This window comes from Kineothrix sp. MB12-C1, assembly GCF_030863805.1.
Taxonomy (GTDB): domain Bacteria; phylum Bacillota; class Clostridia; order Lachnospirales; family Lachnospiraceae; genus Kineothrix.
Genome location: NZ_CP132957.1, coordinates 2,120,641 through 2,138,287 on the forward strand (window position 1 = coordinate 2,120,641; position 17,647 = coordinate 2,138,287).

General features: G+C 40.6%; 14 protein-coding genes and 1 other annotated feature. Of the genes, 9 read left to right on the forward strand and 5 right to left on the reverse strand.

Features of this window, described 5'->3' with window-relative positions; translation table 11 throughout:
* Positions 1 to 75: 75 nt before the first annotated feature.
* Genes RBB56_RS09835 through RBB56_RS09845 form a run of 3 tightly spaced genes read right to left on the reverse strand, consistent with a single transcriptional unit; the run spans position 76 to position 3,476 of the window.
* Positions 76 to 774 carry an HAD family hydrolase gene (locus RBB56_RS09835; protein ID WP_306718697.1) on the reverse strand — a complete coding sequence of 233 codons (699 nt, stop codon included), beginning with the start codon at positions 772 to 774 and terminating at the stop codon, positions 76 to 78.
* Between the two features lie 12 nt (positions 775 to 786).
* Positions 787 to 1,707, reverse strand: a complete 921-nt coding sequence (locus tag RBB56_RS09840) for a UbiA prenyltransferase family protein (RefSeq protein ID WP_306718699.1) — start codon at positions 1,705 to 1,707, stop codon at positions 787 to 789.
* A gap of 17 nt (positions 1,708 to 1,724) precedes the next feature.
* Complete coding sequence (locus tag RBB56_RS09845; RefSeq protein WP_306718700.1) at positions 1,725 to 3,476, reverse strand: DUF6044 family protein; 1,752 nt, start codon at positions 3,474 to 3,476, stop codon at positions 1,725 to 1,727.
* Positions 3,477 to 3,920: 444 nt separating this feature from the next.
* On the opposite strand from RBB56_RS09845, the gene RBB56_RS09850 reads away from it, so the two are divergent.
* The 7 genes from RBB56_RS09850 to proS all read left to right on the forward strand — a co-directional run bounded on the left by RBB56_RS09850 (position 3,921) and on the right by proS (position 10,639).
* Positions 3,921 to 4,652, forward strand: coding sequence for an RluA family pseudouridine synthase (locus RBB56_RS09850; protein ID WP_306718701.1), 732 nt, complete (start codon positions 3,921 to 3,923; stop codon positions 4,650 to 4,652).
* Positions 4,653 to 4,761: 109 nt separating this feature from the next.
* Complete coding sequence (locus RBB56_RS09855; RefSeq protein WP_306718702.1) at positions 4,762 to 5,835, forward strand: AI-2E family transporter; 1,074 nt, start codon at positions 4,762 to 4,764, stop codon at positions 5,833 to 5,835.
* A 171-nt stretch (positions 5,836 to 6,006) separates the two neighbouring features.
* Positions 6,007 to 7,650, forward strand: a complete 1,644-nt coding sequence (locus tag RBB56_RS09860; protein WP_306718703.1) for an O-antigen ligase family protein — start codon at positions 6,007 to 6,009, stop codon at positions 7,648 to 7,650.
* A 299-nt stretch (positions 7,651 to 7,949) separates the two neighbouring features.
* Complete coding sequence (locus tag RBB56_RS09865; RefSeq protein WP_306718704.1) at positions 7,950 to 8,408, forward strand: DUF2975 domain-containing protein; 459 nt, start codon at positions 7,950 to 7,952, stop codon at positions 8,406 to 8,408.
* 21 nt (positions 8,409 to 8,429) lie between these two features.
* Positions 8,430 to 8,645, forward strand: a complete 216-nt coding sequence (locus RBB56_RS09870) for a helix-turn-helix domain-containing protein (protein ID WP_306718705.1) — start codon at positions 8,430 to 8,432, stop codon at positions 8,643 to 8,645.
* A 14-nt stretch (positions 8,646 to 8,659) separates the two neighbouring features.
* Positions 8,660 to 8,767 carry a hypothetical protein gene (locus tag RBB56_RS18500; protein WP_306722125.1) on the forward strand — a complete coding sequence of 36 codons (108 nt, stop codon included), beginning with the start codon at positions 8,660 to 8,662 and terminating at the stop codon, positions 8,765 to 8,767.
* A gap of 11 nt (positions 8,768 to 8,778) precedes the next feature.
* Positions 8,779 to 9,015, forward strand: a binding site (T-box leader).
* Between the two features lie 193 nt (positions 9,016 to 9,208).
* Positions 9,209 to 10,639, forward strand: coding sequence for a proline--tRNA ligase (proS, locus tag RBB56_RS09880; RefSeq protein WP_306718706.1), 1,431 nt, complete (start codon positions 9,209 to 9,211; stop codon positions 10,637 to 10,639).
* 71 nt (positions 10,640 to 10,710) lie between these two features.
* Here the strand turns inward: proS and rd are convergent, their stop codons facing one another.
* Together rd and nifJ are read right to left on the reverse strand one after the other, a co-directional pair.
* Entirely contained in the window at positions 10,711 to 10,869 is a 159-nt protein-coding gene (gene rd / locus RBB56_RS09885; protein WP_306718708.1) for a rubredoxin, read from the reverse strand.
* Positions 10,870 to 10,977: 108 nt separating this feature from the next.
* Positions 10,978 to 14,529: a pyruvate:ferredoxin (flavodoxin) oxidoreductase gene (gene nifJ / locus RBB56_RS09890; protein WP_306718710.1), complete on the reverse strand. Its 3,552-nt coding sequence runs from the start codon at positions 14,527 to 14,529 to the stop codon at positions 10,978 to 10,980.
* Between the two features lie 463 nt (positions 14,530 to 14,992).
* Here nifJ and RBB56_RS09895 point away from each other — a divergent pair, with 463 nt between their 5' ends.
* Both RBB56_RS09895 and RBB56_RS09900 read left to right on the forward strand, forming a co-directional pair.
* The gene (locus tag RBB56_RS09895; protein ID WP_306718711.1) at positions 14,993 to 16,186 is read left to right on the forward strand and encodes an acetate/propionate family kinase; all 1,194 of its coding nucleotides are present in this window, start codon (positions 14,993 to 14,995) and stop codon (positions 16,184 to 16,186) included.
* Positions 16,187 to 16,234: 48 nt separating this feature from the next.
* The gene (locus RBB56_RS09900; protein ID WP_306718712.1) at positions 16,235 to 17,572 is read left to right on the forward strand and encodes a CCA tRNA nucleotidyltransferase; all 1,338 of its coding nucleotides are present in this window, start codon (positions 16,235 to 16,237) and stop codon (positions 17,570 to 17,572) included.
* Positions 17,573 to 17,647: the final 75 nt, after the last annotated feature.

Below are 17,647 nucleotides of genomic sequence, written 5' to 3' on the forward strand. Positions count from 1 at the left end.
CATGGTGATAATATATCACTGGGCAGATTCTTTTTTATTTAGCATGAGAGACCTTGCTACACTTTTTTCCAAATATCACATCCAGTTGTATAGCAAATTTCTGCGGCAAAGTACGAATTTAGTAAGAATAAGATAATCTATATCGACATTTTTAGCGGCTAGTCCATCCTTAGAATAACGGTCGCCGACCATCAATATATTTTGGGGCGCTTCATTAAGCTTCTCCATAATCGTATACATCGCCTTTGGATCCGGTTTCATACAATTGATTTCCTCGTCGAAGGCACAGAATACATAATCGGATGAAATATTGAGAGCCATTAATTTGTCTGTAGCGGGATAATCTGAATAAACAGCAATGGTAGTTCCTTTTTCCTGCAGGGCCATGATAAGTTCGATTAACTTGCGGTCTCTATATTTTACAATTAGACTAAGCGGCTGGGTATGAAGCCAATATAAGACAAGTTCCTTGACATGGGAAGGAGAAGTATTCATTTGCTGTGCCACATATGTATACTGAAGTTCCTCTATAGAAGAGGAATTATCCGAATCATCTATAGCAAGGGTATCCCAATGCTCTCTTACTGAGCGGTATCTTTTTATAATGAATATATCCTTGATATGAAGAGGATGGCAAAGGTAGTGCTTGAGCAAATCGAATATCATGCCAAACCGCAAAGAAGGCTGGCTGTAAAGGGTGCCATCCACATCGAGGATGATGGCATGATAATCTGTCAATTCTTTGCGCATAGAAATAAGATTCTTCTTTCCCATAGCCAATTTCTCCTATAGTTTCTGAATTCTAAAATATTCGCCCATAATGGGGATGTCAATAAACGTCAAAATAAATAAGATAACTATAAAGGCCAGAAGATAAAATAATAAAGATTTCTCTTTATATAGTTTTTCCGGCTTCTGCACTACGGAATCTTCTTTGAAAGAAAGATAAAAGTATAATACGAAAAGCCCAATAAGCATAGGAAGTGCCAGCACATATTCAATCCTGTATTCAATAATGAAAATAGAGGTGAAAACGGTAGCGGACATACTATAAAAAAGAGAGGAGCAAAGCAGAGATTGTTCCGTATAATGACGGAAGGATTTTCTATATAATCCTGCAATCTCCGGATTATTAATCATCCTATATTCGGCATATCTTTTCACCGACATAAGGAAAGCACCGCACATCCAGTATCCGATCAATATACTGATCGGAGGAAAATAGTGATCCGTAATAATGAACCATCCCAGTAAAAGGCGGATAATATTATTGATAGATTCGGAAAGTACATCCAGATAAGGAATATCTTTTGTACGGAAAGGCCGCACATTATATAAAAGTCCCATCACTAACAGCCATATTTCAACTAATACAAAATAGGGATTAATAAAGAGGGATAGGACCAATCCTAACAAAGTGAGTATAGCATATTCCGCCATTACATAAGTAAATTTCAAATGGCTTGTTACTACCGGCCGGTTTTTTTTCACGGGATGGTATTTATCGAAATCAGCATCCAGCCATTCGTTAATTACATAGTTAGCGGAAGAAATAAAGCAGGTAGCAAGAAATCCGAGAAAAAAGTCTATCCCGCGAACATTGTCCAGATCCCTGCCGAAGACAAGAAGTGCAACAATAATGCCGGGTATAATAAATAAGTTTTTAATCCAATGGTCGGGGCGTGCTATTTTTATATATTGTTTCATAATAGATAGTAGTCCTTTCAGGTTATCTCTGGAGGGGACGCCTCATAAAGATAAATTGTGTATGGTGAGGAGGAATCGGTGTAGGTGTTGCGTAGGTTAAGCTTTAGCTCGTCCGCATTTGTTATTTTCAGCCGGGAGAAAATATAAGTTCCTCCCATCCGGCGAAAAGCATCCGCATCGATATATAAATTGGTATCCGATATCTCCAGGTTTCTTACGGGATCGTAGACGTTCTCGTCCACACCGGCAAATAGATAGGCCCTGGCACCCCAATCGTCATAGTAGATACGGAAGCTCTCCACCCGGTCAAGAGCCGGGGCTATAATAGTACGGAATTGCTCTTTATATTCCTGAGGATAATAGCTTAGGCATCCGTCGAGTGTAAAGATACCGTTATACTCCAGAACTGCAGGATGCATGCCGTATGCCACTGATTTTTCCCCAGAATAGCCGATGTCGGACATAATGCTGCGGAATAAGTCTTCCGAGTAGAATTCCTTGTAGGTTAGACTATTGGAAGGCTGTTGTTTGATAATTCGATAAGCATAGTTAAAAGCGGTATTATATAAATCATTATATTTAGAGCCGGTAAGAAGAATAAAGGCAATACTGACAAGTACAATAATATGAGCAATTTTCTGTCTGTGATTCTCATAGAGCCTTTTTAAAATGATAAATAGGGCGAGGTACCAAAGGAACGGATTGAAGAAAACCGTTCGAGAGAACTGGAAACCTTTCAGCGGCGGGAGGAGTATTTCTATAAAATTTCTAAACTGCTCCTGATAATATAAACCATAAATGACACAGTTAAAGAAAAGAAAGACAATAATCCAATTGAAAATATCAGTTCTCATTCCCTTATAATTATTCTTTGTCATGTAACGGTAATTTAAACGAATAAAATATATCACACAAATTGGAAGTACGAACCATGTATGAATAGACTCCGCATGAAAGACACCGATAACGAAGGTCTCTGCTATAGCAGCCAGTATTTCCCTAGAGCTCATACTTCCCTGTACCATTGTTTCCCGTATGGTAAGCGTGGAATCGAATAGCATGATACTAAATAAACGATATTCCCAAAGTACAAAGCCGGCAGTTAATACGGCAAGACCGCCGATAAGGGAATATGACAGCTTTTTATCTTTTATCCAAAGAATAACGATAGCTAGTACCAAATATGCCAGAATGAAGAATCCGAAAAAGGTAAAATAGGATAGCAACGGATATAAAAACAATAAAAGGTAGGTAATAAAACATGGCTTCCGATAAATCCTTCTGAGTAAAAGAATGACAAAAGGCAGGGATACAAAAGGAAAAGAAAATGTAGGATATAAGGGAAGTACTCCGTAAGCGAAACCGCATAATACCACAATTGGTTCATATTGTCCATAGTTTTGCCCTAAGATATCCTTAGCCAAAAGAACGGAGGATACTATTGCAATTATAGTTTTTAATAAATAGCCAGTTACATATGCAGCCGATGTCGGGAGTAGGATATAGAGCCAGCTATAAAGGGAGAATTCTGACGCAAAATAATCCCTGCTTATCCCATTTAAAAGAGGAAGTTCTACATTATGCGAAAAGAAAGTACCGGTATAGGAAAGAATATGATAATCGGCAACATGTAAATCCAGATTATCGTGCATACTGACATAAATATTTTCCCCCAGAATAAGGAATAAGATAGCCTCTCCTGCTAGAAATAGGAAAATAAGCATATAATACCAAGGCATAGAAAAAGAATATAACTTTGGGAATTTCATGTTTTGATATCTCCGGAATTCTGAAAAAACAGATGGGTATAAGAAGAAAATGCCTTGTAAAAAGCACCATCTTCTTTTGGTTGTAAAGTTTCAAATTTAAAAATTAATGTCACGAACAAAATAGCAATTCACATTTCTTTTCATAGCGGATATAGGTTATCGAAATAATGATTTCCAAATGGTAACCGATAGTCGCCCTAAAAGCTTTTACCCTGTATGCCTCAAAGACCACAAAGCTGTAAATAAAATCTTCCACGAACAAAATTCACTTAACTACTATCTTAGCATTGACTATATATAGCGTCAATATAACAAACATAAATATTTTCTTAATATTTCTCGGAAGCCAAGAATCATCTCTGAAAATAAATAGACAGGATAGGAAGATTCATGTAAAATAATCGGGTATCACAATTGATGCATAGAAAGGGATACGGTTATAAAATGGTTCTGAAAGAAGATAATATTATATATGAAGATGAGCAGATTCTCGTATGTCATAAGCCTTCCGGTATTGCAACACAGACGGCGAAGCTCGGATGCCCGGATATGGAAAGTTGTATAAAGAATTATTTAAAAAGTCCTTATCTAGGCGTAGTACACCGCCTTGACCAACCTGTGGAGGGAATTCTCGTATTCGGTAAAACGAAAGAAGCGGCGGCGAAGTTAAGCACACAAAGTATGGAGAAACATTATTATGCGGTGGTGCTTACCGATTCACTGAGATTCAGCATAGAGGATGGGAAAACGGTAGGAATAGAGCATACATTGGTAGACTACTTGGTAAGGGATGGAAAAAGCAACACTTCAAGAATTGCAAAAAAGAATGAGAAAGATGCAAAACGAGCGGAACTGGTATACTGTATTCTCGAGGAAAAGAAAAAAGATGAAGGGGATGAAATGTCTTGTTTACTTGTGGATATTCTATTGAAAACGGGCAGACATCATCAGATTAGAGTACAGATGGCTCACGCGGGAATGCCGCTGTATGGAGATATCAAATATGGAAGTGAATCTTCGGTGAAGCAGAGCATTAAGAGCAATAAAAAAGAAGTTGCACTATGTGCATACAGTCTTTCTTTTTTACATCCCAAAACAGGAAAACGTATGGAGTTTTCTATTTTACCGAAGGCAGATATATTCCAAGACTTTCATCCGGTCGGAAAGGATATATGAATGATGCGAAGCACATTTGTGTTCCCAAAGAATCCCTGAAAACAATAGCTATAATTTGCATAAAATTATCTATACTAATTCCCAGAATAGAAGATAGGGGGATTTGGCTATGGATAAAAAAGTAGTTCTAAAAACAAAAGAATATTTAATATTGGCGGCAGTCATATTAGGAGTATATATCGGGTTTAAATATTTAAGCCCGCTTATTACTCCTTTTCTTTTTGCCTTCGCCTTTGTTAAAATTCTACATCCTTTTTTAGAAAGAGTTCAGAGAAGTTTCCGGATTAAGAAGGGATTTCTTACGGCCGGAATCCTGCTTATCTTATTTATAACAATGGGATTGGTACTATGGGGAATTGCAATGGTCATTTTCCATAAGGTAGGGGGAATATTAGGAAATGTGGATTTATTTGAGGAGAAGTTCTATGTCTTTATAAGCGGATGCTGTGATGGAATAGGAAAGAGATTCGGTTTGGATGGTGATGGAATAGAAATATATATTGTAGAGAGAGTTAACATTTTTATTAATAACTTCCAGGTGCAGGTAGTCCCCAAGATGATGGATCAATCTCTAGGCTATGTGAAAAATGCAGCAAGTGTCGTTGGTTTTTTTGGAATTATGATTATTGCAGCTATTCTTTTGGCAAAAGATTATTCCATGGTTATGAACAAGCTTCGCGACCATGAGGAGTTGCAAGGAGTTCTTGAAATAGGAAAAAAGGTCTTTTGTCATGTGGCTGTATTTATAAAGACTCAGCTTATTATATTGGGCATTATAAGCCTGCTTTGTACAGTTACGTTGTTATGTGCGGGAATAGAGGGGGGAATTTTTCTCGGTATGTTCACCGGATTTATGGATATGCTCCCCTTTATAGGTACAGGTATGGTGCTTATGCCCCTCGCCTTTTGGCAGATTCTCAATGGATATTATGCCAAGGCGGTAGTATGCGTGATCCTTTATGTGGCCTGTGTGATTATAAGGGAATTTCTGGAACCGAAACTTGTTGGAGAACAAGTAGGAATTCTTCCGGTATGCATATTATTTGCAGTTTATACAGGAGTTAAAGTGTTTGGAATTTTCGGAATTATTAAAGGTCCTTTGGCTTTAATCACAATTTACGAAGTGTATTTATATTTGAGAAAAAGTAAGGAAAAAGATAGTAAAAAGACCGCGGAGGCTTGAAAATAAATGTTCAGGAAGCTTCTGACCATGCAATAGGATAGGTGGAATTATACTGCGCCGAGCAAAGCGAGTGTGCATAAAATATACTTTGGACGCTTGCGTCTAAAGTATGATAAACTATGATAATAGGATAAAAGAAGTGAAAAACGAACTGAAAAGGGGAAAAGTAAGGTGCAGGTAGAAAAAGAAGAAAAGTTTAATATATTATCATTTTGTGAGGAGGCTGTTTCTTTATTGTTGATGGCCTATTTATTTATTATTTTCTTTTTCTATCCATTTTATATGCAGAATGGATATGTGGAAATAGGAAGCTCGAAGTTCTTCTTCTACCAGATGATTACAACAGGGGCCTTATTTGTTATAGTTCCTCTTGCAGCTCTTTGTATGTTGCTTCGGTTAAAGAACGTGGGAACTTTGTCTTATATAAGGTTATCGTTTACCGATTGCTCATTTTTACTTTATGGAGTTGCTGTAATGCTTTCTTATTTCTGTTCACAGTTTAGAAGGGAAGCGCTCTGGGGTGAAAAGGGCTGGTATATGGGGCTTATTATTCAATTGTTTTTTATTGTCTTTTATTTTCTGATTTCTCGTTTTTGGGAATATGAAGAAAAGATATTGATAGCATTTGCCGTCTCATCGGCGGGTGTCTTTTTACTCGGTTTATTGAATCGGTTTTCCATTTATCCGGTTATAATAGAAGGAGCAAACCGGGAGTTCTTATCAACAATGGGAAATATCAACTGGTATTGCGGATATTTTTCCGTACTTTTTCCGGTGGGATTCGTATTATATTGGCTTACCGATAAGAGGTGGATAAAGATAGCTTCTGCTCTATATACTGCGATAGGGATTGCTACAGGTGTCACTCAAGGAAGTAATAGCGCTTTTATTGTTTTGGCAGGATTGTATGTAGTTCTCTTTTGCCTTTCTTTCCGCAGTTTAGGGAGAATGAAACGTTTCTTTGAACTGGCATTTATATTCTGTATTACTTGTCAGGGGCTGCGGCTTTGGCGTCTCACGTATCCGGAAAGTTTTGATTATTATGATGGGACGCTGGCTGATTGGATGAGCATGACGCGTATTACTCTCTATGCTATCGTTCCTCTGGCAATGGTTTATGTGCTTCTCCTTCTCGCAGGGAGGAAGAAAGATATGGACATGGGAAGGTATAAGATGCTCCGGCAGATAACGCTTCTCGTACTTACGATAATCATAGGAGTCTATGCTATGCTCTTAATCCTCAATACACGTGCGCAAGATGGCATTCGCTTTATGGGAGATCAGCGAATTCTTATCTTCAGTGAATATTGGGGAAGTTCCAGAGGCGGAACATGGACAGCAGGCGCAAATATATTCGGAGAAATGCCCCTTAGCAATAAGTTGATAGGGGTAGGACCGGACAGCTTTGCTTCTTACCTCTATATGCTGCCGGAAGTTACGGAGAAAGTGGTGGATCAATTCGGCACATCGAGATTAACCAATGCCCATAACGAATGGCTCACTGTGTTGGTGAATCATGGAATAATAGGTCTTATAGGATATGCCGGGATATTTGTTAGCGTATGGATTAGATTTATATATCGGGCAGAAAGAATAACTGTCAGCCTAAAAGAAAAAAGAGAAGGGGATAAAAGACAGCTATATTTATACATATTTGCAATTAGTGCATTTTCCTATACCATACATAATATCGTGAGCTTCCAACAGATTCTGAGTACACCCTTCGTATTTCTTCTAATAGGAATGGGTGAGAGCCTGATGCGGGAAGGAAAGAAGGAGAAGAAGGGAGAATTTCAATCACTCGATCGACCTTAACTAATAATGGACATATTTAATGATTAGCGTTAAATTATTATCTATAAATATAATAAATATATTGACATATGATAACTCGTAGCATATGATAAGAATATAAAGTTGAGGTATATTTCCGTGAGTATGTGAAACTGTAATTTTCTATCTTATGTTAATGGGGGATTGAGATGATGCGGGCGAATCGAGGAAGTAAAAGAAATTTTTGGATATCTTTCTTATTTTATTTATTCTTTTTAAATTTTATCCTGGAGGTTGTTATAGGAATTATCAGTATTGGGCAAAGTCTACTATCTCCTGATATGATATCTATAATGAATACCGGATATTCCTACAGATATAATATGTTAATCGGATATGGGGAAGTTAAGTTTGAAGATATGCCCTTTTACCATACCATCGAGAATAATGCCATTTTCGTTCTATCGGCAGGAGTAAGTTATATTATTAGCAATTCTATTCCCTTTCTTGCTATTATGATTTATGGGCGGAAGATACTTAGAATAATTAATAACTTTTATACTCCTTTTTCTCCCGATATGCCGGCTTATATTAGAAACATCGGTATTATATTCATATTGATGGGATTTTTCGGGAAATTAATCAGGCAATTACTTCTGGGATTTTTCAACTTCCATAAGTTATATTTTCACAATCCTTTGGAGCTGCAGTGGATATTTATTGGTTTGCTTATTATTGTATTAAGCGATATCTTTAGGAGAGGCGTAGAATTGCAGCGAAATGAAGACGAAACATTATAAATTGGATAAGGGGTATGATAGATGGCTATTATCTTAAGATTAGATCGCGTAATGGCGGACCGTAAAATATCCTTAAATGAGTTGGCAGATAAGGTAGGTATTTCCAATGTTAATTTATCTAAAATTAAAACAGGGAAAATAAGTGCGATTCGATTTTCAACGCTCGATGCAATCTGTAGGGTTCTGAATTGCCAACCCGGGGATATTTTAGAATATAAGGAAACGGAAGAAGAATAGCAGAGGCAGTAGGGATACCGGACGCATATTATTTTAGTAACTGTTTTAAGAAGTATACAGGTAAGTCTATAAGAGATTATAAGAAACAGTTGACAAATTCTTATTTTTCTCCTAAAATCTAAATCACAAATAGGAAGCAGCGAAGAAGAGGAATAGTACGGATTAGCGAGCGTATCAGAGAGAGAGCCATTTGGTGTGAGGTTCTTACGAAAGTATCCCGAACCGGCCTTGGAGCTCCGTATGAATAAAAAATACGGCGTAACACCGGCGTTAACGGTAGGATAAGAGGAATGCAATAAGATGCGGGCATAGATTACTTGTGACGCATAGCATTAATAAGGGTGGTAACGCCGAGATTTCGGTCCCTATTGGGGACAGAAGGCTCGGCTTTTTTTGTGTAATAGGAAAGACCTTGTTACATTAAAGTGTAAAACTGCTAATCCTATAAAATAAAAGTACCCTGTGCAGGAGGTGCAGCTAAGCGCACCAAGCAAAAGCTGTGCTGCCAAGATATTTGACCGCGAGAGTGGGAGCAATAAGGAGTAAAGAAAAAGGAGAAAGAAATGGCTGATAAGAAATTAGTAGAAGCGATAACGTCTATGGAAGAAGACTTCGCACAATGGTATACCGATGTTGTGAAGAAAGCGGAGTTAATCGATTACTCCAATGTAAAAGGTTGTATGGTATTCAAGCCGGCAGGCTATGCAATCTGGGAATTGGTTCAAAGGCAGCTCGATGATATGTTCAAGGCGACAGGGGTGGAGAATGTATATATGCCCATGTTTATTCCTGAAAGCCTTTTAGAGAAGGAAAAAGACCATGTGGAAGGTTTTGCACCTGAGGTGGCATGGGTAACTCATGGCGGTTTGAATCCTTTACAGGAAAGAATGTGTGTAAGACCGACGTCTGAAACGCTTTTCTGTGATTTTTATAAAGGAGATATCCACTCCTATAGAGATTTGCCGAGAGTTTATAACCAGTGGTGCAGCGTAGTTCGTTGGGAGAAAGAAACGAGACCATTCCTGCGCTCCAGAGAGTTCTTATGGCAGGAAGGCCATACGGCTCACAGTACAGCAGAGGAAGCACAGGAAAGAACGGAACAGATGCTCGATGTATATGCGCAGTTCTGTGCAGATGTATTGGCAATTCCTGTGGTAAAGGGACGCAAGACTGAGAAGGAGAAGTTCGCAGGAGCGGAATCAACCTATACGATTGAGGCACTGATGCACGATGGTAAGGCTCTGCAGTCAGGAACGAGCCATAACTTTGGAGATGGATTCGCTAAGGCATTCGGCATTCAATTCACAGATAAGGATAATACGTTGAAATATGTACACCAGACATCCTGGGGAATGTCCACAAGAATCATCGGTGCTATTATCATGGTACACGGAGATAACTCTGGTCTGGTATTACCTCCTAAGGTGGCACCTACACAGGTGATGATTATTCCTATTCAGCAGAAGAAGGAGGGTGTCCTCGATAAGGCTTATGAACTGAAAGCAAGGCTCGGAAACTTCCGTGTGAAGGTGGATGATTCCGATAAGAGTCCCGGTTGGAAGTTCTCGGAGCAGGAGATGAGAGGTATTCCGATTCGAATTGAAATTGGGCCGAAGGATATTGAAGCCGGTAAATGTATAATCTGCCGCCGTGATAATGGAGAAAAGGTGGAAGTTAATCTGGACGATTTGGAAAAAGCAGTAGAGGATATTCTTAAAAGCGTTCAGGAGAGTATGTACTACAAAGCGAAAGCACATTTGGCATCTCATACCTATGAAGCGAGAACGAAGGAAGCGTTTATAGAAACTTTTTCAGAAAAAACTGGATTTGTAAAAGCGATGTGGTGTGGAGAAAGGGAATGTGAAGAAAAGATAAAAGAAGATATGAGCGTTACCAGCCGCTGTATGCCTTATGAGCAGGAATGCTTATCGGATACGTGTGTATACTGTGGAAAGCCTGCAAAGAAAATGGTTTACTGGGGAAAAGCATATTAAAATTGATAGATGTAAAAAACTGCCGGGAGCAATTATCGTTCCCGGCAGTTTCTTTTTACAATTTACAATTTTTATGCTTCTTCAAAAGCATCTTTTCCGAGGCCGCAAAGAGGGCATACCCACTCGTCCGGAAGCGCATCAAAAGGTGTGCCGGGAGCGATATCTCCATCGGAGTCGCCAATTTCTGGGTCATAGATATAACCGCACGCTGTACATACATATTTTTTCATAATTCATATATCCTTTCTTTAAAATATTATAATAATTAGTTACCTAATTATTTATGACCAGTTGTTTTATAAACAGCTACTTCGCAACTTTAACGATAAAAAGGCTATTTATTCAGCTTCCTCTACACTGTGTAACTTCACGAGTCTGCTCAAATATTCAAATCGTTCTTTTGCATCCTTAGCTGCAGCGCTGAATAATTCATCCGCTTTCTCAGGGTTAGAACGTCTAAGCATATCATATCTGTTCTCGCCAGCTAAGAACTCTTCATAAGCGATGGTAGGTTCTTTGCTATCTAAGGTAAACGGATTCTTACCTTCATCCTTAAGAGCCGGATTGTAGCGGAATAAGTGCCAATATCCAGATGCAACAGCCTTAGCTTCTTCCTGCTGTGAGCTTCCCATACCGGAACGGATTCCGTGACTGATACAAGGTGCATAAGCAATAATCAAGGAAGGTCCGTCATATGCTTCTGCTTCTGCGATAACCTTAACGGTCTGGTTGTAGTCTGCTCCCATGGCAATCTGTGCTACGTATACATAACCATAGCTCATAGCGATGCTTGCAAGGTCTTTCTTCTTCACAAGCTTACCACCGGATGCGAACTTAGCGATAGAACCGGTAGGTGTAGCCTTGGAGGACTGTCCGCCCGTATTGGAATACACCTCTGTATCCATTACCATGATATTGATATCCTGCCCGCTTGCCAATACATGGTCGAGACCTCCGAAGCCAATATCATAAGCCCATCCGTCACCACCGAAGATCCACTGAGACTTCTTGGAGAAGAAATCCTTCTCTTTTAATAATTCTTTTGATTCGGCAGCCTGACTGTTTTCGAGGGCAGCAATTAGTTTATCGGTAGCTGTTCCGTTCAATGCTCCATTGTAGAAGGTGTCTACCCATCCTTTAGCAGCATCTGCAAGCTCGCCGCCTGCACTATCTGCAAGTGCTTCGATTTCTTCTTTCAGACGTCCGCGAATCGCTCTTTGAGCGAGAAGCATTCCGTAACCGAATTCAGCAGCATCCTCGAAGAGAGAGTTAGACCAAGCAGGTCCCTGCCCTAATGCGTTGGTTGTATAAGGTGTCGAAGGAGAGGAGTTGCCCCAAATAGAAGAACAGCCGGTAGCGTTAGCGATATACATTCTCTCTCCGAATAATTGTGTAACTAATCTCGCGTAAGGGGTCTCGCCACAGCCGGCACATGCTCCGGAGAATTCTAACAGAGGACGTTTGAACTGGCTTCCCTTTACGGTTGTTTCTTTGAATTTCTCCACAGCTTCTGTCTTAACAGGAAGAGACTTCGCATAATCGAAATACTGCTGTCTTTCTTCGTGCTCATTGATCGGGCACATAACAAGGGCTTTCTGTCCTTGTTTACCCGGGCATACGCTCGCACAGGAGCCGCATCCGGTACAATCCACCTCGGATACATTGATGGAGAATACATATCCAGGCATGCCGAGCATAGGCAGGAATTCCATACCTTCCGGTGCATTTGCCTTTTCTTCTTCTGTCATAGCCGCAGGGCGGATAACAGCGTGAGGACATACGAATGCACAGCGGTTACACTGAATACAATTTTCCGGAATCCACTCAGGAACTTCTGTTGTTACATTTCTTCTTTCGTGGGCCGCGCTTCCCGAGGGAGTAGAACCATCTGCATATTTAGTGAAAGCAGACACAGGGAGAGAGTTACCTTCCTGAGCATTTACAAGCTTCTGAATGTGTTCCACGAAGTCGAGAACCTCCGGACGGTCAGGAAGCAGTGAAGCATCTAATGGTTCATAATCTGCATTTTTCCATTCATCCGGTACATTAACTTTTACAACACCATCGATACCCCTATCAATAGCATCGAAGTTCATCTGAACGATTTTATCACCCTTTTTGCGATAGCTCACTTCAGCAGCATCCTTCATAAGCTGGCGAACTTCCTCAATCGGAATGATGTTGGCAAGGCGGAAGAACGCCGCCTGTAAGATCGTACTGATCTTATCATTTAATCCTATTTCTTTACCGATTTCTATCGCATCGATAATATAGAAGTTAATATTGTGTTCTGCAATATAGCGTTTTACCTGACCGGGAATATACTCATCCAATTCTTTCTCTTTCCAATAGCAGTTAAGAAGGAAAGTACCTCCATCCTTCAGGTCCTGTACCATATTGTACTTGTGAAGGTAAGTCGGGTTATGGCAGGCAACGAAATTCGCACGGTCTACCAGATAAGTGGAACGAATCGGAACATCGCCGAATCTTAAATGAGATACGGTAATACCTCTGGACTTTTTCGAGTCATAGTCGAAATATGCCTGAACATATTTGTCGGTATGGTTACCGATAATCTTAATGGAGCTCTTATTTGCGCTGACTGTTCCGTCACCGCCCAGGCCCCAGAATTTACAGCCGATGGTACTTTCGGGTTCAGCATGAACCTTTTCTGTAATATCCAAAGATAAATGAGTAACATCATCAACGATACCTATGGTAAATACTTTCTTGCCGTTCTCAGGAGTATTCTGGAATACTGCATTGATCTGGCTGGGAGTTGTATTCTTGGAACTGAGTCCATATCTGCCGGAGAGAACCGGAGTGTTGTGGAACTTCGTATCGCGCAGTGCTGCAATAACATCAAGATAAAGAGGCTCGCCGATAGCACCGGGTTCTTTGGTACGGTCAAGTACGGTAATCTGACCTACAGAATCAGGAATCACATTGAGCAAGTGTTCTGCGCTGAAAGGACGGTAAAGATGAACTTCAACAAGACCTGTCTTTTGTCCGCTTTTATTCAAGTGATCAATCGTCTCTTTAATTGTTTCGCATACGGAACCCATGGCAATAATGATATGAGTAGCATCCTCAGCGCCATAATAATTGAACAGGCCGTAGTTAGTGCCGAGCTTTTCATTGATTTTGCCCATGTAGGATTCTACCATGGCAGGTAACGCATTATAATAGCTATTGCTTGCTTCTCTTGCCTGGAAGTAGATATCCGGGTTCTGTGCGGAACCCATAATTCTTGCATGATTTGGATTCAGTGCATTTCTTCTGAATGCCATAACAGCATCCATGTCCAGAAGGCTCTTCAAATCTTCATAATCCCATACTTCGACCTTCTGCATTTCATGAGAGGTGCGGAAACCATCGAAAAAGTTAATGAAAGGAACTTTTCCCGTAATTGCGGTAAGGTGTGCTATGGGGGTTAAATCCATAACTTCCTGCACGCTGCCGCTGGCAAGTATTGCTACACCGGTCTGACGAGCAGAATATATGTCGGAATGGTCTCCGAATATGGAGAGCGCATGAGTTGCTATGGTTCTTGCCGCAACATTAAAAACACCGGGTAAGAGTTCGCCGGCAATTTTATACAGGTTGGGGATCATAAGCAAAAGTCCCTGTGAAGCAGTGAAGGTAGTTGTCAGCGCACCTGCAGCGAGGGAACCGTGAACGGCACCAGCAGCACCGGCTTCTGATTGCATCTCCGTCACCTTAACGGTCTGACCGAAGATATTCTTCCGACCTTCAGTAGCCCATTCGTCCGTCACCTCCGCCATAGTGGAGGAAGGGGTAATTGGGTAAATCGCAGCTACATCACTATATGCATAAGACACATGTGCGGCAGCTTGATTACCATCCATTGTTTTCTTTGTTCGTGCCATGTTGGAACCTCCTTTTGTTTGTCCAAAAAGCAATCACTAAAATAGTAATGATTACTATCTTTATATAGTACCATATTAGGATTCTTATTACTAGTAGGATTTTTTACACTTTTTGTACTTTTTATTATATAAATTATAAAACAAATTCGAGTAGAAATAAAGGATTATCATTGTGAAAGATATAACGAGAAATATATATTAAATTTGGATGTAAATAGGTGATTACGAACCAGATAAGTTGTAAAAATCTTTCCCACGATTCTTTCTACTTCTAATTTTATGAATTATATATAAAATTATGAAAGTTAATGAATTTCGTAATTACTTATTTGGATATAAAGTTAGAAAGGAAATTAGTTGGTAATGCTTGAATGAAAATATGATTTTTCGTATAATAAAATGAATATCTAAGGATATTGTTTACAAAAATTTATATAGAAAGCGGAAAAAAAAGGAGAAACGTATGAATATACTAGTTATTAATTGTGGAAGTTCATCTTTAAAATATCAATTGATTAATAGTAAAAGTGAAGAAGTATTGGCGAAAGGCCTTTGTGAGAGAATTGGAATAAATGGTGGGGCTATTATCCATCAGCCGGCAGATGGCGAGAAGATTCGCTGGGAAAAGGACATGCCGGATCATACAGCAGCAGTGAAGTTAATGATCGAGAGCCTAATGGACGAGCAGACAGGGGTGATTCACTCTCTTGAGGAAATCGATGCAGTAGGGCACCGTATCGTTCATGGTGGAGAGAAGTTCTCCTCTTCCGTTCTTATTACAGATGAGGTGCAGCGGGAAGTGGAGGAATGTTGTGACCTTGCGCCTTTGCATAATCCGGCTAACCTGATCGGTATCCGCTCTTGTAAGGAAGTAATGCCGAATGTACCTATGGTGGGTGTGTTCGATACTGCTTTTCATCAGACGATGCCGAAAAAGGCGTATATGTATGGTCTTCCCTACGAATATTACGAAAAACATAAGGTGCGCCGCTATGGTTTCCATGGAACGAGCCATGACTTTGTATCCGCAAGGGCAGCTCAGATTCTCGGTAAAGATAGGAAGGATCTAAAGATTATTGTCTGTCACTTGGGCAATGGAGCGAGCGTATCGGCTGTGAAAAATGGAGAATCGGTGGATACTTCTATGGGCTTGACCCCATTGGAAGGACTGATTATGGGAACGAGAAGCGGGGATATGGACCCAGCCATTATCTCATTCATTAGTAAGAAGGAACAGATATCTGCAGAAGAAGTAATCGATATCTGCAATAAGAAATCGGGTGTGCTTGGGCTGTCCGGAGGATTGTCCAGTGATTTTAGGGATCTGGCAGAGTCAGCAGAGGCCGGAAATGAAAGTGCGAAGATCGCTCTGGACACCTATGCTTATCGGGTGGGAAAATATATTGGAGCTTATGCAGCAGCCATGAATGGTGTGGATGCCATCGTTTTTACTGCAGGTGCAGGAGAAAATAACTCCCAAGTGCGTCAGCTTATCGGACAGTATATTGGTTTTCTCGGAACTAATATCGATGAAGAGAAGAATAAACTGCGCGGTCAAGAAGTCATTCTCTCCAACGAGGGTTCTAAAGTAGTAACTATGATAGTGCCTACCGATGAGGAGATGGCCATCGCCAGGGAGACGGAGCGGTTAGTGTAAGGGATATAGTGAACATCCCATCACCGTAGGAAAGGGCTGACTATTTGTATGATAATTGAACTGCCGGAAAAGGTGAAAGAGATAATAACGGTCATAGAGAATGCGGGATATGAGGCATATGCGGTGGGCGGCTGTGTGAGGGATTCCCTCCTGAGACGCCTGCCGGATGATTGGGATATTACGACTTCGGCTAAGCCGGAAAAGATAAAAGAACTATTCAGGAGAACTGTGGATACCGGACTGCAGCATGGAACGATAACTGTTCTTATGGATAAAGAAAGCTTCGAGGTGACCACCTACCGGATTGATGGAGAGTATGAGGACAGCAGGCATCCGAAGGAGGTCACTTTTACCTCTGATATCGAAGAGGACCTGCGAAGAAGAGACTTTACCATTAATGCTATGGCATATAATGATAGATATGGGCTGGTCGATGTATTTAGTGGCATGGAAGATATAGAAAGAGGGCTGATTCGCTGTGTGGGCGACCCGAGGGAGCGTTTTACTGAGGATGCGCTTCGTATGATGAGGGCAGTGCGATTCTCAGCCCAGCTTGGCTATGCCATCGATGATGATACGAAGAAAGCGATAGAAGAGATGGCGGAGAATCTAATCCATATCAGTGCGGAACGAATCCGGACAGAATTGATAAAGCTGTTGGTTTCTGAGCATCCGGATGACCTTCGGACATGCTATGAAACAGGGATTACGAAGATTGTCCTGCCCGAATTCGATCGCTGTATGGAGACGGAACAGAATAACCCTCATCATAGCTATTCAGTTGGTGAGCATACGTTATATTCTATGAAGATGGTGGAAGCCGATAAGGTATTGCGGCTTGCTATGCTGTTCCATGATATGGGGAAGCCGGAGACGAGAACTACGGATTCCGACGGTATTGATCATTTCTACCGCCATGTGCCGGCGAGTGAACGAATTACGAAAGAAGTGCTTCACCGCCTGAAATTTGATAATGATACGATGGATAAGGTAGTGAAGCTTGTACGCTACCATGATTATGATATACCGGTATCTCCCCGGGAAGTTAGAAGGGCTATCAATAAGATGGGAGAAGATATCTTCCCAGGTTATATTGCCGTAAAGCGTGCCGATATCCTGGCACAGAGCAGTTATAAAAGAGATGAGAAGTTAAATCACCTTACCCTTCTGGAAGGAATCTATACGGATGTGCGGATGGCAGGAGAGTGTGTTTGTCTTAAGACTCTGGCTGTAACGGGAAGGGACTTGATAGAAGCGGGCATGAAGCCGGGAAAAGAGTTGGGTGAAGTGCTGAATCAATTGCTGGAAGCGGTATTGGAGGAGCCGGAACTTAACACGAAGGAGAAGCTTTTGGAATATGCGGTTACTATGAGGCTGATAGGTTGAATGGTAACAATATGTGAATACTTTACCCCATTATCTCATAAGATAGGATAGAACTACGATATGGGGGGTATTCAT